The 16,345-nt window shown below is 52.4% G+C and carries 22 protein-coding genes and 1 tRNA gene; 8 read left to right on the forward strand and 15 right to left on the reverse strand.

Features of this window, described 5'->3' with window-relative positions:
• Positions 1-273 precede the first annotated feature (273 nt).
• Positions 274-495: a hypothetical protein gene (locus KNP76_RS14735; RefSeq protein WP_251137528.1), complete on the reverse strand. Its 222-nt coding sequence runs from the start codon at positions 493-495 to the stop codon at positions 274-276.
• Positions 496-868: 373 nt separating this feature from the next.
• Here KNP76_RS14735 and KNP76_RS14740 point away from each other — a divergent pair, with 373 nt between their 5' ends.
• Positions 869-1,669, forward strand: a complete 801-nt coding sequence (locus KNP76_RS14740) for a GNAT family N-acetyltransferase (protein WP_034814413.1) — start codon at positions 869-871, stop codon at positions 1,667-1,669.
• 60 nt (positions 1,670-1,729) lie between these two features.
• On the opposite strand, the gene KNP76_RS14745 is transcribed toward KNP76_RS14740, so the two are convergent.
• Positions 1,730-2,101 carry a hypothetical protein gene (locus tag KNP76_RS14745; protein ID WP_034806892.1) on the reverse strand — a complete coding sequence of 124 codons (372 nt, stop codon included), beginning with the start codon at positions 2,099-2,101 and terminating at the stop codon, positions 1,730-1,732.
• A gap of 103 nt (positions 2,102-2,204) precedes the next feature.
• On the opposite strand from KNP76_RS14745, the gene KNP76_RS14750 reads away from it, so the two are divergent.
• Entirely contained in the window at positions 2,205-2,618 is a 414-nt protein-coding gene (locus KNP76_RS14750; protein ID WP_034814411.1) for a VOC family protein, read from the forward strand.
• Positions 2,619-2,627: 9 nt separating this feature from the next.
• On the opposite strand, the gene KNP76_RS14755 is transcribed toward KNP76_RS14750, so the two are convergent.
• Positions 2,628-3,677 (reverse strand): NAD(P)/FAD-dependent oxidoreductase, encoded by a 1,050-nt coding sequence (locus tag KNP76_RS14755; RefSeq protein WP_214844964.1) that lies wholly within the window; start codon positions 3,675-3,677, stop codon positions 2,628-2,630.
• A 191-nt stretch (positions 3,678-3,868) separates the two neighbouring features.
• Between KNP76_RS14755 and KNP76_RS14760 the strand changes: the two genes are divergently transcribed.
• Entirely contained in the window at positions 3,869-4,705 is an 837-nt protein-coding gene (locus KNP76_RS14760; RefSeq protein WP_034806898.1) for an ABC transporter ATP-binding protein, read from the forward strand.
• 136 nt (positions 4,706-4,841) lie between these two features.
• Entirely contained in the window at positions 4,842-5,396 is a 555-nt protein-coding gene (locus KNP76_RS14765; protein ID WP_214844954.1) for a methyltransferase family protein, read from the forward strand.
• A gap of 40 nt (positions 5,397-5,436) precedes the next feature.
• On the opposite strand, the gene KNP76_RS14770 is transcribed toward KNP76_RS14765, so the two are convergent.
• Both KNP76_RS14770 and KNP76_RS14775 read right to left on the reverse strand, forming a co-directional pair.
• Positions 5,437-6,246: a DUF368 domain-containing protein gene (locus KNP76_RS14770; protein ID WP_214844955.1), complete on the reverse strand. Its 810-nt coding sequence runs from the start codon at positions 6,244-6,246 to the stop codon at positions 5,437-5,439.
• A gap of 108 nt (positions 6,247-6,354) precedes the next feature.
• Positions 6,355-6,909: a GNAT family N-acetyltransferase gene (locus KNP76_RS14775; RefSeq protein ID WP_214844956.1), complete on the reverse strand. Its 555-nt coding sequence runs from the start codon at positions 6,907-6,909 to the stop codon at positions 6,355-6,357.
• A 98-nt stretch (positions 6,910-7,007) separates the two neighbouring features.
• Between KNP76_RS14775 and KNP76_RS14780 the strand changes: the two genes are divergently transcribed.
• Positions 7,008-7,757, forward strand: coding sequence for a sugar nucleotide-binding protein (locus KNP76_RS14780; protein ID WP_214844957.1), 750 nt, complete (start codon positions 7,008-7,010; stop codon positions 7,755-7,757).
• A gap of 25 nt (positions 7,758-7,782) precedes the next feature.
• On the opposite strand, the gene KNP76_RS14785 is transcribed toward KNP76_RS14780, so the two are convergent.
• Positions 7,783-9,027 (reverse strand): cytochrome P450, encoded by a 1,245-nt coding sequence (locus tag KNP76_RS14785; protein ID WP_214844958.1) that lies wholly within the window; start codon positions 9,025-9,027, stop codon positions 7,783-7,785.
• 83 nt (positions 9,028-9,110) lie between these two features.
• Here KNP76_RS14785 and KNP76_RS14790 point away from each other — a divergent pair, with 83 nt between their 5' ends.
• The gene (locus KNP76_RS14790) at positions 9,111-9,470 is read left to right on the forward strand and encodes a potassium channel family protein (RefSeq protein WP_214844959.1); all 360 of its coding nucleotides are present in this window, start codon (positions 9,111-9,113) and stop codon (positions 9,468-9,470) included.
• 19 nt (positions 9,471-9,489) lie between these two features.
• On the opposite strand, the gene KNP76_RS14795 is transcribed toward KNP76_RS14790, so the two are convergent.
• Both KNP76_RS14795 and yidD read right to left on the reverse strand, forming a co-directional pair.
• The gene (locus tag KNP76_RS14795; protein WP_034806910.1) at positions 9,490-10,848 is read right to left on the reverse strand and encodes an alanine/glycine:cation symporter family protein; all 1,359 of its coding nucleotides are present in this window, start codon (positions 10,846-10,848) and stop codon (positions 9,490-9,492) included.
• Between the two features lie 130 nt (positions 10,849-10,978).
• Entirely contained in the window at positions 10,979-11,248 is a 270-nt protein-coding gene (gene yidD / locus KNP76_RS14800) for a membrane protein insertion efficiency factor YidD (protein WP_034806912.1), read from the reverse strand.
• Between the two features lie 206 nt (positions 11,249-11,454).
• Here yidD and KNP76_RS14805 point away from each other — a divergent pair, with 206 nt between their 5' ends.
• A complete protein-coding gene (locus KNP76_RS14805) occupies positions 11,455-12,237 on the forward strand; it encodes a pyrroline-5-carboxylate reductase family protein (RefSeq protein WP_214844960.1) in 783 nt (260 codons plus the stop codon).
• 42 nt (positions 12,238-12,279) lie between these two features.
• On the opposite strand, the gene KNP76_RS14810 is transcribed toward KNP76_RS14805, so the two are convergent.
• The 6 genes from KNP76_RS14810 to KNP76_RS14835 form a co-directional block, all read right to left on the reverse strand.
• Complete coding sequence (locus KNP76_RS14810) at positions 12,280-12,984, reverse strand: DUF554 domain-containing protein (protein WP_034806915.1); 705 nt, start codon at positions 12,982-12,984, stop codon at positions 12,280-12,282.
• 158 nt (positions 12,985-13,142) lie between these two features.
• Positions 13,143-13,215 (reverse strand) — tRNA-Val (locus tag KNP76_RS14815).
• Between the two features lie 87 nt (positions 13,216-13,302).
• Positions 13,303-13,860 carry a GNAT family N-acetyltransferase gene (locus KNP76_RS14820; protein ID WP_034806917.1) on the reverse strand — a complete coding sequence of 186 codons (558 nt, stop codon included), beginning with the start codon at positions 13,858-13,860 and terminating at the stop codon, positions 13,303-13,305.
• Positions 13,861-13,927: 67 nt separating this feature from the next.
• Entirely contained in the window at positions 13,928-14,242 is a 315-nt protein-coding gene (locus KNP76_RS14825; RefSeq protein WP_024371711.1) for a DMT family transporter, read from the reverse strand.
• Positions 14,239-14,589: a DMT family transporter gene (locus KNP76_RS14830; RefSeq protein ID WP_081825844.1), complete on the reverse strand. Its 351-nt coding sequence runs from the start codon at positions 14,587-14,589 to the stop codon at positions 14,239-14,241. Before KNP76_RS14830 ends, KNP76_RS14825 begins: the two co-directional genes overlap by 4 nt.
• Entirely contained in the window at positions 14,580-15,158 is a 579-nt protein-coding gene (locus KNP76_RS14835) for a TetR/AcrR family transcriptional regulator (RefSeq protein ID WP_034806919.1), read from the reverse strand. The genes KNP76_RS14830 and KNP76_RS14835 overlap by 10 nt, the downstream gene beginning before the upstream one ends.
• A 127-nt stretch (positions 15,159-15,285) precedes the next feature.
• On the opposite strand from KNP76_RS14835, the gene KNP76_RS14840 reads away from it, so the two are divergent.
• Positions 15,286-16,056 (forward strand): alpha/beta hydrolase, encoded by a 771-nt coding sequence (locus tag KNP76_RS14840; protein WP_214844961.1) that lies wholly within the window; start codon positions 15,286-15,288, stop codon positions 16,054-16,056.
• Positions 16,057-16,085: 29 nt separating this feature from the next.
• On the opposite strand, the gene KNP76_RS14845 is transcribed toward KNP76_RS14840, so the two are convergent.
• The coding region (locus KNP76_RS14845; RefSeq protein ID WP_214844962.1) for a hypothetical protein at positions 16,086-16,345 on the reverse strand (260 nt) is incomplete at its 5' end.

Consider the following 16,345-nt stretch of genomic DNA (forward strand, 5'->3'; position numbering starts at 1 on the left):
TTGTGTGGTAACTTCATTCTACACGAGGCCGTCGCTATGGGCTTTTTTGCGTTCACGTTCAGGTGTTGCACTTAATTTTATAATTCATCATGTAACAAAAAAGGGGGCCGTCGACGTGAATCGACGGACCCGAATAACATGATATGAACGAGGGGTGTTCATCTGAAAAGGAGGAACGAAGTTGGTGCAGAACCTCTTTCCTACGTCTTTAGTATAAAAGAAAAATGGAAACGCTTACGCTCCACATATTGCATTTTTGTGAACGTTTTCACGTTATTCGATCGCGTTGATGATCCCGAGCCCGATGACGGACAGTAAGACGATCAAGATGAAGAGAAACACCATCTCATTCGGCGAGCGAAACCCCTCGTATAGTTCGACGTCGTTCTCGATAATGACGTTCTCATGAACGACGACCGGTTCTGTTTCCGCAGATGACGCGAGTGGCGCGAACACCAAGCTAACTATGACGAAACAAGCAAATACGTATCTCATTGCACACCTCTTCACGGATTCATATCCATAGTATAGCACGCCTCATAGCGAGAACGATGTAGATGGTTCTAAAGACAAATCTCACAGTTTCTTATGTTACCCATCATTTTACAATCGTGACGCTTGAAACAAAAAGTCAATTCATCCCCCATTCGGTCCTTTTGACTCATATCGATGTAGTGAAAATGAATCACCTACGTGTCTTCCCACGTTCAATTATTCATTATTTTTACATTATTACTTTTAGATGGTAGCGCTTACAATTTAAGTGTACTATACATCGAACAAGAAAGTAGGAGAGCACTTGAATTCGGAAATCATGTATTGTGAGTGGCCTAACTTATCGGCAAGGACTCGGTTTAGCGTCAAGGCGATGTACGCTCCCGGTCACGGTCCCGACTTTTTCAGCACCCCACCCCAGCATCACGTCTACGTCGCGTTAGACGGGAATACGCCGATTGCGGCACTAGCGACCGAGCGCCTCGATGACGGCACAGACCGTGTGATCCGCATCCGCCACGAAGCGTATCGAAATCGGTACGTCTTTCAAGGGTTGTTGAGTCGCCTCCTTAATCAACTGAGTAAAGAAACCACGCACGAGACGATGGTCTTATTGCAAGTCGTCCAAGACGAAGATCAAGATAAGCTAAACTTGTTCACTTCACATGGATTCGAGGCTTATCATACATCATTTAACTACGTTCTCCCGCTCATCCCATATGAAAAAGCCTCGTTCAGCGATTGGAAATTGTCAGTCGTTGACCCGAGTAACTATGCGACGTGGTTACGTCATCGAAACGAGCACGCGCTCGTCCTGTCAGATGTCTTTCCGTTGACAGAAGAGCGGTTGCGACGTTTTCTCGCACGAAACCACTATTGCTACACGCTACATCGAGCGGGCAAAGCCGTCGGAATCTTCCGAGCCCATTACAACCAAGACTATGTCAAGATTCATGAGATTCATCTCTTTGGGTCGGACGAGGTCGCACAAGATGCCATTCCGTTCCTGCAACGGGTATTTTGTCACCAGTTAAAACCTTCGATGCGTCTCCGTTTGACCGTCACATCGCTTCAACCCGAGTTACACTATGCCATCCTCAAACAGGAGATGGCGTCCAGGCAGTCGGCCTTTTATACGATGACGAACATCCTCCCTGCGCGCGCGACTCGATAAAATAAAAAAATGCCGGCCTCCGTTCTTTTCAATCGAAAAGAAACGGTTGACGGGCATTTTTCATTCCGCGGCAGTCGTCGATTCCATGGCCAACGGCGGCATCTCTTCAAACAAAGCGGTCCTCTGGCCGACGTCACGAGGGTCGAGCGCCTCGATGCGGTCGAATTGAATCTCCCGCTCGGCGACACTGAACCAATACGTGATGTGCGGCTCATCCGTGAAACGGAGGGCGTAGTTCGATCCGTTCAAATGAAAATCCACTTCCGTCGAAAGAATTTCAGCCGGACCAATCTTTTTATGAGTCGTCAGTCGTTCGAGCACGACCTGTTCTTCATTAATGCGGTAATCGACGAATGTTGCAAGTGAGAGTCCAAACATAAATGATACTAGCGCGAATGCACTAATCAAGCCAAGGGTGATTTTCCCGTTCATTTCGCCGTCCCTCCCTCTTTTAGTATATCGGATTATCCGAAAACGTTGTGAAGTGACAATTTGTTCAACTTTCGGCACACTAGACGGAGAAGGAGGAATAACTATGCAAATTGACCACACCGGGATTGCCGTCCGTGATTTAGACGAGGCGATCACGTTTTACACGACCGTCCTCCAAGGCGAGCTCGTTGACCGCTATACGAATACGGCCGTCGGCGTCGAGACGGAGATTGCCGTGATTCACGTCGGGGAAGATGTGATCGAGTTATTGTTGCCAACGAGTCCGACGAGTCCGATTGCCCGCTTTATGAAGGCACGGGGGAAAGGCGTTCACCATATCGCTTATCGAGTCGACGACTTGGAGCAATCGATCGACGCGCTCAAACGAGACGGCATCACGTTTCTAGAGGACACGTTACGGACGACAGCAAAAGGTCGGCGCCTCATTTATATGGACCCGCGCCATTCAGGCGGTATCATCGTCGAACTATGCGACTATCCAAAAATCAAGCAGTGAGGGATTCCCTCACTGCTTGATGATTGTTTGTTCGATGATGGCCCGATTCTTCGCCTTTAAACGCTCGTTATGGGAAGACACCATCGCCGCTTTCGTCGCTTCGGGATCAATGAACGTCTTCGCGCTGTTAACGGCGTTCGCCGCGTCTTGGAATGCTCCGGCGATCAAATGAACCTTTCCGTCATGCGTCAAAATATCTCCTGCCGCATACAGCCCTGGTACAGACGATTCGCTCCGCGCGTTGCCTGACACGTAGAAGCCATCCTTCATGTCGACATGAAGCTCGCTGTCCCCTAACAACGTCGCATCCTGTTCATAGCCGTGGTTGATCACGACTTCGTCCACTTCCACGTGTTCTTTATCCCCAGTGACGCAGTTCAGGAGCTCCACCGCATGAATCATCTGCCCGTCCCGTGAGATCAAGTCGTTGATGCGAGTCGACAGACGACAGTCGACGCGCCCGCAGCGCAACTTCTCCACTTGCGACTCATGTCCTTTCAACGCCTCTTTCCGATAAGTCAAAATGACGCGTTCAGCGATCGGCTCCAGCTCATTCGCCCAATCGATGGCGCTGTTCCCACCCCCAGAGATGAGAACGGTCTTTCCTTTGAAACGCATGAGCGATTTCACTGTGTAATGAAGGTTTGACACTTCGAAGCGCTCTGCCCCACTGATTTCAATCTTTTGTGGCTGGAGAATCCCGTTTCCGGTTGCGACGATGACCGTCTTCGAGACGTGACGGCCATGCGTGCCGTCTAGAATGAAGCGACCGTCATGGTCTTTCGTCATCGCCTCTACTTTTTCTCCTAAGACGACGGTCGGATCGAACGTGAGCCCTTGCTCGACGAGCTGGTCAATCAACTTCGCCCCAGTCGTCGGTGTCACACCCCCGACATCCCAAATCATCTTTTCCGGATAGACATGAATCTTGCCCCCGAGGTGTGGTTGAAATTCAATCAGTTTCGTCTTCATCCCACGAAGGCCACTGTAAAACGCGGCGTATAGTCCCGCTGGCCCACCACCGATAATCGTCACATCGAATACGTCTTGTCCCTTCATCCCACTCAACCATCCTTCCACCTGTCCACGCTGTCATTGATTATCATTCTCATTCACTATACCGCGTATCGTACGGAAGCACAATCCGTTTTCTCTCTAAATGAAGATTGACATAAACTGAAGCGCTTGCTATAGTGAGTACGACATTGAGAATCATTATCACATTTGACGCCCCCGAGAGGAGAATTTGCATGTCACGCATACATACAACAGACATCGAGGTCGGTTACGGCGACAAGACAATCGTCAAACAGCTCAGTTTAACGATTCCAGACCGTCAAATCACGACGATTATCGGACCGAACGGTTGCGGTAAGTCGACGTTGTTGAAGGCGATGACGCGAATCCTCTCTCCTTCGAACGGGTCGGTCCATTTAGACGGCGCCGATATCGCCAAGTGCAAGACGAAAGAGATCGCCAAAAAGATGGCAATCTTGCCGCAGACCCCCGAAGGTGCAAGCGGGTTGACGGTCGGTGAACTCGTCGCGTATGGCCGCTTCCCGTACCAGTCCGGATTCGGCCGATTGACGAAACGCGACCACGAAGTCATCGATTGGGCGCTCGACGTCACCGGTACGCTCGACTATAAAGACCGGAGCGTCGACGCCTTATCTGGCGGCCAACGCCAGCGGGTATGGATTGCGATGGCGCTCGCGCAGGAGACGGATTTGATTTTCTTGGACGAACCGACGACGTATCTCGACTTGGCCCATCAACTTGAAGTGCTCGAACTGCTCGAGACGTTGAACCGCGAGCAAGGCCGTACGATCGTCATGGTCCTCCACGATTTGAATCAAGCCGCTCGGTTCGCTGACCATATCGTGGCGATGAAAGATGGCGAAGTGCTCGCGACGGGTTCTGCCGAGGAAGTCATCTGTCCGCTCGTCTTGCGCCAAGTGTTCCACATCGATGCCATCATCGGTCGCGACCCACGTACGGAGAAGCCGATGTGCCTGACGTACCATTTAATCAAAGAAGAAGCTCCTGTCGAAACTGCGGCACCACGTCCCGACTTGCTTCACGCTTGATTCCCTGCCTGTTCTCAGGCAGGGTCTTTTTGATCGGGTAGCGAACAAGTCGAAGAGAGCATACCCAACCCGCCCTTACGGTTTTTGGACAAACAGCCACGGGTATGAGTGAGAAGAGAGTGAAGGAGGAGTTGCTATGGATTGGCTCGACGGAATATTCGTCGTCACCTCGATAGCCTGGCTTTATGAGCTATGGCGTTACCGCAATCGTGACGACACGAAGGATGGACGGAGCGAACATATGAGTTTTTACGTCGTCTCGGCCGTCATGGTGATCGTGTTCGCAAGTTCGCTCGGTTACTCGATCTTGACGGATGCCCGTCAAAGCGTCTCTTTGCGCTTAATCGGACTCGCATGTTACATAGCTGGTGTCGGCCTCCGGTATTGGGGGATCACCCATTTACGACATCAGTTCACGCGCCATGTCGTCGTCCGGCCCACGGATGAGATTGTCAGCACAGGCCCGTACCGGTTCTTACGGCATCCGCTCTATACAGGACTATTGTTCATCACGTTCGGGTTCGCGCTTACCTTCAGTTTCGTCTGGTTCGCAGTACTCGGAACGATTGCGATGGGAGCAGCGCTATTATGGCGCATTCATATCGAAGAGAAGATGTTGACCGCACATTTCGGCGATGCTTACGCCGTATGGTCGAAGTCCCGGAAACGTCTGCTTCCGTTCATCTATTAAAAAGACGCGGCCTCGCCATAGCGAGAGCCGCGTCTTCTGTTCATACTGAAAATTTCCCGAGCAATCGGACAATCATAAAACCGGCCAAAAACGAGACGATGCTTAATCCCCACATGACGGTCGTCGCCGGAAGACCTGGGAAGACGACGGCGAGCGATCCGATGACGAGCCCGAGAATAACGGAGAACGTCATACCCGGGTAGTTCGCGAGCAGATGACGGATGACTTTACTGCTGACGATGAAGCCGACGGCGACACCGAGACCGACAATTCCGATGACGATCACGTTCAAGTTCGACAAGGCGCTGATGACCGTCGGATAGACCCCAATCAACAACAAGACGAACGAACCACTAATACCAGGCAAGAGCATCGCCATACTGCCAAGCCAGCCCGAGAAGAAGAGGAGCAGCGCCGTCCCCATCGTTACGTCAGTGATGACCGCCGTATCCGCCGGTTTGATGACAGCCATACTCGCGACGAGAATCGTTCCGACAATCATCGCGACGATATGCACCGGTCGCATCTTCGCCCGTGACTTGAATTCAAACAACAAGAGCGGGATAATCCCTAAAATCAACCCGATGAAGAAGAACTGGGTCGGGGCATGATAGTTCAACAATAAAAACTCGATGACGCGGCTCAACCCTAAAATCGCGCCACCCATCCCAATCGCGAGCGGAATTAAGAAACCGATATGTTTTTTCCAGTGCCGGCTAAACACCCCGCTAATCGCCTCAATCAACCGGTCGTAAATTCCTAAAATGACCGCAATCGTCCCGCCGCTGACGCCAGGAATCAAATCACTCGTCCCCATCGCCATGCCGCGTAATATATTTCTCCATTCCATAAAGTATAGGCTCCTTTATCCGCAAGTTCGTTTCAAGCATTTAGTATAGCGGACGGCGTCGACAAATGCATCGGTTTCAAGACTGAAAAAACGGACTTTCGTCCGTCTTCATAAATCGAGCACCATATAATCGAACCGTCCGCCTGAAATCTCAATCTCTTTTTGTTTATAAAAACCGAGTCGTTCATAAAGGCGCGCTGCCGCAGGATTGGTCTGGTCGACGTTCAACGTGACGACCGGGATGTGTTTTGAACGGACGTGCTGAGTGACGGAGTTGATCAGCTTTGTCCCGATTCCACGTCCCCCGAACTGTGAATCGACCGCGACCGAGTCGATGTAAAACACGTCGCCTTCTGTCTCGACGTCGAGTTCCCCTGTTTCGCCAGCTTCCATCAGCCACTGTCGAATCGGTTCGTCTAATTTCCGTGCATCCATTCCTGCATACGCGATGATAATGCCCGCGATGGTCCCTTCACTCTCCGCGACCCAAATATTTTCATAGCTCAGACGGTTCGCGGGTCGGCCAATCCACATCGCGAGCCGCTCGAGTACTTGTTCTTTCTGCTTCGTTCCGGTCAACGAATAGGCGATGTCATGGATGGCCGCATAGACGAGCGGGGCCACGTTCGTCGCATCTGCCGGTTTAGCTTGTCGAATGTTCATATTATCTCCTCCACATACCACTTTATCATACAGTGAAAAAGAGTGGGTTTGTCAACGAGCGAACTGTGGGATGATACAAACAGAAGGGAGGAAGATCTATGAAAGCAATCATCACAGGAATGAACGGGACGGTCGCACCTGTCGTCGCCACGACACTCGAACGACACGGGATTGAACCGATTGCGTGGGACCGTTCAAAAGTCTCCATCGAAAAAGAATCAGATATGCGCGCCTTTATCGAATCGGTCCGGCCTGACTATTTTCTTCACATCGGGATGGGACCCGTCGAATCAGCGGCGAATCTCGCCCGACTGTGCGGGGAATACGATATCCCATTTTTGTTCACGAGCACCGTCTCCGTCTTCTCGGACAACGTGACAGGACCCATCACACCTGACACCCGGCCCGACGCCGAAGATGAATACGGATCGTATAAACGGGCATGCGAGCAAGCGATCGCCCGAGCCAACCCTGGTGCTCAAATCGTTCGGCTCGGATGGCAAATCGGGGACCGCTCCGGCTCGAACAACATGATGGATTTTTTCGAGAAGGAAATGGAACAAAAAGGCGTCATCGTCGCCAGTACGCACTGGTATCCGTCTTGCTCGTTTTTACAAGATACGGCCGACGCGCTGTTCGACATCCTGACGAAACGAGGTCCCGGCATGTATCAATTGAACGGGAACACGAGCCACTCGCTCTATGATATCGCCTCCGCTCTCGCTGAACGACATGACAGGCCATGGCGCATCGAACGCGCGGATGAACCGAAGCGTGATAATCGCATGGTCGACACCAATTGCCGCATCGCACCAATTACAAATCGCTTGGCGCTTCACACAAAATGAACCACCCATCCCGGGTGGTTCATTTTCATGCGCGTCGTTCGATGTCGGTCAAGACGAGCCTGCTCTTCGGAAGGCTCGGCAAGTCGACAAGGCTGTAACTGAAGTCTTGCGGCGGGACGTCATAGCGATAGCGGTTCAAGAATACGTCAATCGTCTCTTTCATAATGGCGATGGTGACGTGCTCTCCTGCACAGCGATGTCCGAAATCGACATCTCCCCCACCTTGTGGGATGAACGTGAACGGACTCTCTGTCCAATTGACGAACCGTTCTGGATTGAATTGGCCCGGTTCGTCCCAATGCGCCGGATCGTGATTCGTCCCGTACAAGTCGAGTAAGACGAGCGTCCCTGCTTCGAATCTGTACCCTTCCCACTCGAAATCGTGCTTGACCCGGGCTGCCGTCACCGGGAAGAACGGATAAAAGCGGCGAACTTCCTGAACGAACGCCGTCGCGTCGACTGTCCCGTTTGCCAGTTTCGTTCGCGCTTCATCAAATTGATGCAAGGCGAGCACCGTGAAGAGGACATAGATCGACACTGCGACGGTCGGTCGCAAAATATTGATCACTTCGACAGCCACGACGTCTGCCGGTAACAGTTCACCGGATTCGTCACGATGCCAAGCGAACTCATACAAAGCTGTCTTCTCGTTCGGCAACAAGCGCTTCGTCCGTACCTCCTCGACCATCGAGCTGACCCATGTCTCAGCCGAGGCTCGTGCTTTACGGCCAAGGATGTGCTTCGGTCCGAGTGCTGTGCCCGATTCGAACAAGAGACGCATCTCGTCGGTACGCTTGTCAACCTCTGACTCGGCGAGTGGTACACCGGCCCATTCGCAGACGGCGCGCATGAGCACGCGTTGTGCCGTCTCATAAAGGACGGTCTCCCCATCGGCTTGATCGAGTTCCTTTTCCCATTCACGCCCGACGAGTCGCGTCAGGCGATCAACATTTTCTGGAAACATGAGCGACATGAACATCCGTTTCCGATACGTATGGGCAGGACCGTCTAACGTCTGTACGCCGCTTTCACCGAACAGCGTCTTCAAGAGCCGTTTCGGGGCCGCATCTTGCCGGACGAAGCGGTCGGCATCGTAAAATAGAGCCGCTCCTTCCTCTCCGCCGAGACAAATCGCACGTTCCCCTAACAGCCGCGTCTCAAAGATATTCGATTGAAAGCTCGTCCGTCGATTCGGGACAAACTGATATCCCTCCCTTAAAAAATCGAGGCTGTGATCGAGACCTTGTTCTTTCGGTATCGGTTTCGTCATCTCCTTCATCCTTTCTTCGCTAGACTATAGAGGATGTTCCCTCCTCTGTCACGAACAAACCTAATACAGAAAGGAGTGGGGATATGCTTTCGTTCTTCTTGACGTTTCGCCGCATGTTCCGAGGAATTTGGCGCGGGCTGAAAGAGCCTGAATTCCAGGTGTTGTTCAGTCTCGCCTTCCTCACCATTTTGTCCGGCACGTTATTTTACGCCCGCTACGAAGAGTTACGATGGCTTGATTCGCTCTACTTCAGCGTCATCACGCTGACGACGATTGGCTATGGTGATTTCGTCCCGTCGACAGACCTCGGGAAAGCGTTCACGATTGGTTACGTCATTACGGGTACCGGCATCATGGTCGGGTTCGTCACCCAAGTGTTCAACCATTTACAACAAGCCCGACTCGAAGAAGTGAAAAATAAAAGAACGCCACCTCCGGAATAAGCGAGGTGGCGTTTTGGCGTCATGACGCCTTTCGATTACGGTTCTCGAGCGCGAGTTGCTGGTTGAAACGCTTCGTCTCAGCGATGACGACCCCTGACAAGAACAAGAGGCCAATCAAGTTCGGAATGGCCATCAAGCCGTTGAACACGTCCGAGAGCGCCCATACCAAGTTCAAGTTCGTCGTCATCGCGCCAAGTCCTGCGACGAGGACGAAGGCGATGCGATACGGAATAATCGACTTTTGTCCAAACAAGTAGTGAATCGAGCGTTCCCCATAATACGACCACCCGAGTACGGTCGAATACGCGAACATAACGAGCCCAATCGTGACGACGTAACGGCCGAACGGCCCGAGGAACTGTTCAAACGTGGCCGCCGTCAAATCGACGCCTTCAAGCCCTGAACCGATCTGTCCGCCCATGACGAGGGTGATCCCCGTGATTGAACAGACGATGAGCGTGTCGAGGAAGACTTGCGTCATCGAGACGAGCGCTTGTCTGCCCGGCATATCTGTTTTCGCAGCGGCTGCCGCGATCGGAGCCGAACCGAGACCGGCTTCGTTCGAGAACACGCCGCGGGCGACACCGTAACGGATCGCCGCACCGATGGCCCCACCACCGATTGCTTCGGCACTGAACGTGCTGCTGAAGATGAGCGCAATCGCATCCGGGATGAGCGTGTAGTTCATGACCATGATGATGAGCCCACTACCGAGATAGAAGATGATCATGATCGGAACGAAATAACTGACGACGCGTCCAATCGATTTGACGCCGCCAAGGATGACGGCACCCGTGAACACCATCACCAAAATACCGGATACATAGAGCGGAACGTCAAACGTCGACTTGAGCGCGAGCGCAACCGAGTTCGTCTGGACCCCGTTCCCAATCCCAAACGCGGCAAGCGAGGCGAACGCCGCGAACAATACGGCGAGCCAGCGCTGCTTTAAACCGCGCTCCAAATAATACATCGGCCCACCAGCCATCTGTCCCCGCTCATCCGTCACTCGATATTTGACAGCGAGTACGGCTTCGGCATACTTTGTTGCCATCCCAAAGAACCCGGACAGCCACATCCAGACAATCGCGCCCGGTCCCCCGAGCACGACAGCCGTGGCGACACCGACGATATTCCCCGTACCGACGGTCGCCGCGAGGGCAGTCATGAGTGCTTGGAAGTGACTAATGTCCCCTCGTGACGTCTTGTCTTGGTTTTTCGAGAAGGCGAGCTTTAATGCGTAAGGCAGTTTTGTGATTTGAAGGCCACCTAACCGTACTGTCAAATAAACGCCTGTCCCCACAAGCAAAATCAACAGCGGTGGTCCCCACACAAAGTCTGAAATCGTACCGATCAGTTCACTGAACGATTGACTCATGCTGAAATCCCCTTTCCCCTTATGTAATTGTACTTCTCTATTTTTTCAGAATACTTGGAACATTGTCAAAAGTATTGTACTAAAACAAAAGTCCGTTCATGAATCTGTACCTAAAACAGCGAGACGTCGATTAGACATCTCGCTGTGAAGGTGGCTTCTCTCGTTGTAATGGCGCGCTCCAGTCAAACTCGTCCGGCACATAGTCGAGTCCGCCTGCATGGAACGGTTGGCAACGCAACAAACGTCGCGCGGTCAAATAGCCGCCCTTGACCGCCCCGTGCTTTTCAATCGCTTCAATCCCATAATGAGAGCATGTCGGATAAAATCGGCACGTCGGTGGTTTCAATGGAGAGATGACACGTTGATACCCTTTTATGCCACGCACAAGAATTCGTTTCATAAAAATCGCCTCGTTCGAATAGATTACTGCCATCATATCTCGTCGAATGAATTCTGTCACTTTCACTGTCCGATGTTGGATGTGAAGAAGCGGTTACATTATTTCCTTTCTTTTACAATTCGAGCATGGAAGGGGATATTCGGCTTAACATTTGTTATGATAAGCACCATGTACAAGACCGAATCTAACAGAAGAGGTGACGAAATATGAAATTATTAATGGTAGGAGCCGGTTCGATGAGCGAGGCGCTCGTCCGCGGTTGGATTGACGCCGGTCTTTCGCCGGAGACGATCACGATGACGAATCGAAGTGACCGGGCTCGATTGGACCAACTGCACAACGAACTCGGCGTCCGAATCGTGGACGAAGAAGACGTGAACGCATACGATATCGTCGTACTCGCGATGCAACCAGATGGCGTGCTCCCATATGTACGTTCGAAGACGTGGACGAAGCCGCTCCTCATCTCTGTCGCGGCTCATATCGAGCCGGCAGAACTCGAGGCCGCTTCAGGACTTCCAGCTGTCTGTGCGATGCCGAACACCCCAGTCGCCTTCCGTGACGGGATGACGGGCCTTTGGTTCGGACCAGAGACAGACGAGTCTGTTCGCGCGACAGCGACCGCACTATTTGAACGCGTCGGCCGAACCGCCGTGACGGACGCGAAAACGATGTCCGCCTTCATGGCTGCCGCCGGCTGCAGCCCAGCGTTCTTCTATGAAATCGTCGGATCGATGACACCGGTCTTGACCGATGCCGGATTTGACGAGGCGACAGCCCGACAAATCGTCGCCCAAGCGATGAAAGGATCGGCCGAACTCCTGTTGCACGAGACGCGTCCGACTGACGCCTTAATCTCGGACGTGGCCGCGCCAGGAGGCCCGACCGACCGCGGTGTCGGCGTCTTGCGCGATCGTGACTTATCCGACGTCATGTCCGCTGCGCTCCGCGAAAGCGCGAAAGAAGACGTCGAACAACACCAATCATGACAAAAGGTCCGAAACGGTTGTATCACCGTTTCGGACCTTTTCTTATGAGAGCATATGTAAGATGGAAACGATGAGTGCCACGACCAATATACCCGGTAGGAGGTTGGCGACCCGGATGCGCGTGATACCCGCCAAGTTCAAGCCGATGGCCACAATCATGACCCCTCCAGTGGCCGTCATCTCAAGAATAAAGCTATCCATGAGCGATTCGGGCACAACTTTCATAATTTGAATCGCCAACAAGGCGATCGCACCTTGATACAGCAAGACCGGGACGGCCGAAAACATGACCCCGATCCCGAGCGAGGAAGCGAGGACGAGCGCGGTAAACCCGTCAATCAACCCTTTCGTATACAACACGTCGTGGTCGCCACGTAAGCCGCTGTCGAGCGCCCCGATGACAGCCATCGCCCCAATGACAAAAATGAGCGTCGCTGTAATGAAACCTTCGGCAATGCTCGACTTACTCTTTCCACCGATGCGCCGTTCCAATTGGTAGCCGACCTCATTCAATTTCTCGTCGAGTTTCCACCATTCCCCTAGCGCCGCCCCGGCGACAAGACTACCGATCACAATCAAGAAATTCTCGCTTTTTAGACCCATCTGCACACCGAGCACGACGACCGCAAGCCCGATCGCCGCCGTGACCGTCTCTTTCATCCGCTCGGGGATTCGATGGAACAAAAGGCCGAGCAACGTCCCGACGACGATGAGCGCCGCGTTGACGATGGTCCCTAACAACACCATCTCGTATCCCCCGTTTCTATATGTATTGAAAGCAATATACCAATCCGTTCCATTGGATGTCAATTGAAAAAAGAACAAAAAAAGAGCCACTTCTCGCAAGAAGTGGCTTCGCGGAAACCCATGTTCCGGTGGGTTTCGCATCGGGTTTGGCACCCAAGTGATTCTGACTGGGCTCGAACCAGCGACCTCTACCCTGTCAAGGTAGCGCTCTCCCAGCTGAGCTACAGAATCAGGTCGTGTCCTCTCTTAAGGACACTATTAATATATCAAGAAACTAATGCCTTGGCAACCGTTTTTTAAAAGTTTTTTTTAATTTTTTTAACGCGACATTTCCTGACGTTGAATGTGACGGCAAAGTCGTTCTAAATCACCAGCATATACCGATACGAGCATTCCCTCGTATTCCGTATCTCGATCCCAATGAAGTCCGTTCGCTTTCGCTACACGTTGTGATGGCACATTGTCCGGATGGATGAGCGAGATAATGTCTTTCTCCCCTTCCTCGAACGCATATTGCATGAGCCGAGCCGCCGCCTCGCGACCGTAACCCATATGCCAATGCTTCGGTGCGAGCCAATAGCCGACCTCAAGTTCGATTTTGCCGTCAAGCTCGTGTAACAACGTCCCGGCATGGCCAATCGGTTCGTCGCTCTCGAACGTCATCAATTTGAGTAACCCGGTCTGTCGTCCTGTCTTGTAGCGCGAAAGCTGTCGCTCGAACCATTCAATCGTCTGCTCATCCGTGAACGGTTTTCCGTCCGGGCTGATGAACCGCATCACCCGCGGGTCTTGTAGCAGCGATTTGACGAAATAAAAATCGGCAATCGTATATGGTTCAAGCCGTAAGCGCTCAGAGTGTAACTCGACATGCTTCATCGTTCCCGCCCCTTTCATTCACAGTCTTTACTCATTAATTCCCGTTATGAGGCAGGTTGAATCCTAGTTAAGCGATGACTTTCAATCCGACGACACTCCCGATGATGAGCGTCAAAAAGAAGATACGCCAGCGGTCGGTCGATTCATTCAAGTAAAGCATGCCGAGAATGACGCCTCCGGCCGCCCCAATCCCGACCCAAATCGAGTAGGCGAGTCCAAGCGGCAACGTCTCGAGCGAGCGGGATAACAAATAAAAACTGAGCGCGAACGTCACAATCGACAAGATTGACCATTTCAAAATTTGATAGCCTTTTGACTTCCCCATGAAAAAGACGGCAATCATCTCGGCCAGTCCCGCCCCAATTAAAAATGCCCAACTCATGCTGTCTCTCCTCCTGTCACTTGTTTCAACCCGATCACACCGATTAACAGTGTGCCGATAAAGACGAGCTTCATGCCGGTGAGCACCTCGTCAAACAAAATATTCCCGACGATGACCGTCCCGACAGCGCCGATCCCGGTAAAGACGGCATAGCCCGTCCCGGCCGGCAAGACGCGGAACGACAACGCCAATAAACCGAAGCTGACGATTAACAAGACGATTGTAACCAAGGTCGGGCCGAGCACAGTGAACCCGTTCGATAGTTTCATCGTCGTCGCCCACACGATTTCGAGCAGACCGGCGAGGACGAGCCACATCCATGCAAGTTGATCACGTTTCATGTCCATCCAATTCCTTTCTTAAAGATTTTGAAGGCAGCGCGTTGACGCTCGGAACGGTTCGTCTCGAACGTAAAGAGCGAGATGAGCGCGCCATCCAAAAAGCAATAATAAGCGTCATACACATCGTCAAGCGACTGCTCGGGCAACGCACCCTGCTCCATCGCAAGGCGGAACTGTTCTTTCTCAAACGCCTGCAGTTCAGTCTCCACGTCTCCGAGCGTTGACTCGATAAACGGTCTCAGCTCCGGTGGCGGGACGAGTAGCATCCGCTTCGTCAACATCCATGTCTCTTCTTCCCCAAAGAAACGGATCAGCGCTTGCACAATCGTCTCGATCCGTTCGAGCGGCGGGGCGTCGTAAGATTCGTCCCGTGCTACTTTCCAAACGTCATCGTACCGTGCTGCCATCGCTTCGACGACTTGCTTGAACAATTGCTCTTTTCCGTCAATATGGGCATAGAGTGACGCTTTTTTAATTCCCACGTCCTCGGCGAGTGCGGCGAGCGAGAGCCCCTCGTATCCCTCTAACGCAAAACGACGCGTCGCCGCTTGCTCAATTCGTTGTTTCGTATTCATGTCTATTCGGCCTCCTAACTGCTCCCTCCACTTTACCTAACGAACGGTAGGTAGTCAAGTGCGAGGATTGAACTTCCGTCTAAACAACGTCACAATCAATTTAGATAAGTGGAAAGGAAGCGTGTATATGATTGAACAGTTCAGCTTTAACTTGCCAAGCGACCGAACCGGTCAAAAACGACTTGTATCCGTCTTTCGTCCTGATTTCGTGTCGAACGACGTCCTGTTGCCCGTCCTCTATATGCATGACGGACAAAACGTCTTCCTCCATGATACGAGAGCGAGCTGGGGCATCGATCGATTCATCGAGACGTCCCGATTGCCGCTCATGGTCGTCGCCATCGCCAGCCCGCCGGATTGGCTCGACCGTTATGACGACTACTCTTTTTTTGAAGACGAGATGCTAGTTCGGCGCATCGGACCGGAGCTCGCGAAGACGAGGCCGACGCTCGGCGGAAAGGGGCGACGCTATACCGACTGGCTCATGAACGAGTTGAAACCATGGATTGATGCGCGCTATGCGACAGACGTGGACGATGTCGGCGTGATGGGCAGCTCGATGGGCGGCGTCATTTCACTCTATATGATGGCGACGTATCCTTCGATTCGCCGTGTCGGTTCGTTATCGACGGCGGCCTGGTCGAACCTGGACCCGCTCATCCGTGAACTGAAACAAGCGAATCTGTCGGCACGGCTTTACATGGATCTCGGGACGGACGAGACGAGCGGCCCGTTCACGCCCGAAGACTATTTGTATACGAACGCTAAATTGGTCGAAACGATCGCGAGAACCGGGATCATGTTCCGTTATGAAGTCGAACCAGAGGGCATCCATCACGAGTCGGCGTGGCGCCGGCGCTTACCGAACGCGCTCGCCTATTTGTACGACCATGACTAAAAAGGGAGGCAGCTTCTGCTGTCTCCCTTTTATCCACCCCCGTGATGTTCAGCCAAATAAAACGGCCCGACTTTCCGGACGAAATAGCTCTCGAGCCGACCTTGTGTCGCGCGCTCGACTGGCGGATTGGTCAGTGTATAAATTTTCCCGTTCCGCTCTTCGAAATCTTTTTGCTCTAGTTCGTTACGGGCATCATCCTCTTTGACACTCCCACAGCTAAAGCAGTGGGATTCTGAAGTGCTTGTGCGAGCGCAGTCCATTTCTGTTTTGCTCAAGCCTTCAGATGAGG

Origin of the sequence: Exiguobacterium sp. s150 (assembly GCF_018618435.1) — a bacterium.
Lineage (GTDB): Bacteria > Bacillota > Bacilli > Exiguobacteriales > Exiguobacteriaceae > Exiguobacterium > Exiguobacterium alkaliphilum.

Coding starts and splice junctions, on each gene's coding strand:
- KNP76_RS14745 (WP_034806892.1), bottom strand. CDS start 2,101: ATGAACGGGAAAATCACCCTTGGCTTGATTAGTGCATTCGCGCTAGTA.
- KNP76_RS14795 (WP_034806910.1), bottom strand. CDS start 10,848: ATGAGTCAATCGTTCAGTGAACTGATCGGTACGATTTCAGACTTTGTG.
- KNP76_RS14835 (WP_034806919.1), bottom strand. CDS start 15,158: ATGAATACGAAACAACGAATTGAGCAAGCGGCGACGCGTCGTTTTGCG.
- KNP76_RS14770 (WP_214844955.1), bottom strand. CDS start 6,246: ATGGAATGGAGAAATATATTACGCGGCATGGCGATGGGGACGAGTGAT.
- KNP76_RS14750 (WP_034814411.1), top strand. CDS start 2,205: ATGCAAATTGACCACACCGGGATTGCCGTCCGTGATTTAGACGAGGCG.
- KNP76_RS14740 (WP_034814413.1), top strand. CDS start 869: ATGTACGCTCCCGGTCACGGTCCCGACTTTTTCAGCACCCCACCCCAG.
- KNP76_RS14780 (WP_214844957.1), top strand. CDS start 7,008: ATGAAAGCAATCATCACAGGAATGAACGGGACGGTCGCACCTGTCGTC.
- KNP76_RS14830 (WP_081825844.1), bottom strand. CDS start 14,589: ATGGACATGAAACGTGATCAACTTGCATGGATGTGGCTCGTCCTCGCC.
- KNP76_RS14810 (WP_034806915.1), bottom strand. CDS start 12,984: ATGGTGTTGTTAGGGACCATCGTCAACGCGGCGCTCATCGTCGTCGGG.
- KNP76_RS14735 (WP_251137528.1), bottom strand. CDS start 495: ATGAGATACGTATTTGCTTGTTTCGTCATAGTTAGCTTGGTGTTCGCG.
- KNP76_RS14765 (WP_214844954.1), top strand. CDS start 4,842: ATGGATTGGCTCGACGGAATATTCGTCGTCACCTCGATAGCCTGGCTT.
- KNP76_RS14785 (WP_214844958.1), bottom strand. CDS start 9,027: ATGACGAAACCGATACCGAAAGAACAAGGTCTCGATCACAGCCTCGAT.
- KNP76_RS14760 (WP_034806898.1), top strand. CDS start 3,869: ATGTCACGCATACATACAACAGACATCGAGGTCGGTTACGGCGACAAG.
- KNP76_RS14790 (WP_214844959.1), top strand. CDS start 9,111: ATGCTTTCGTTCTTCTTGACGTTTCGCCGCATGTTCCGAGGAATTTGG.
- KNP76_RS14820 (WP_034806917.1), bottom strand. CDS start 13,860: ATGAAGCATGTCGAGTTACACTCTGAGCGCTTACGGCTTGAACCATAT.
- KNP76_RS14805 (WP_214844960.1), top strand. CDS start 11,455: ATGAAATTATTAATGGTAGGAGCCGGTTCGATGAGCGAGGCGCTCGTC.
- KNP76_RS14840 (WP_214844961.1), top strand. CDS start 15,286: ATGATTGAACAGTTCAGCTTTAACTTGCCAAGCGACCGAACCGGTCAA.
- yidD (WP_034806912.1), bottom strand. CDS start 11,248: ATGAAACGAATTCTTGTGCGTGGCATAAAAGGGTATCAACGTGTCATC.
- KNP76_RS14775 (WP_214844956.1), bottom strand. CDS start 6,909: ATGAACATTCGACAAGCTAAACCGGCAGATGCGACGAACGTGGCCCCG.
- KNP76_RS14755 (WP_214844964.1), bottom strand. CDS start 3,677: ATGAAGGGACAAGACGTATTCGATGTGACGATTATCGGTGGTGGGCCA.
- KNP76_RS14825 (WP_024371711.1), bottom strand. CDS start 14,242: ATGAGTTGGGCATTTTTAATTGGGGCGGGACTGGCCGAGATGATTGCC.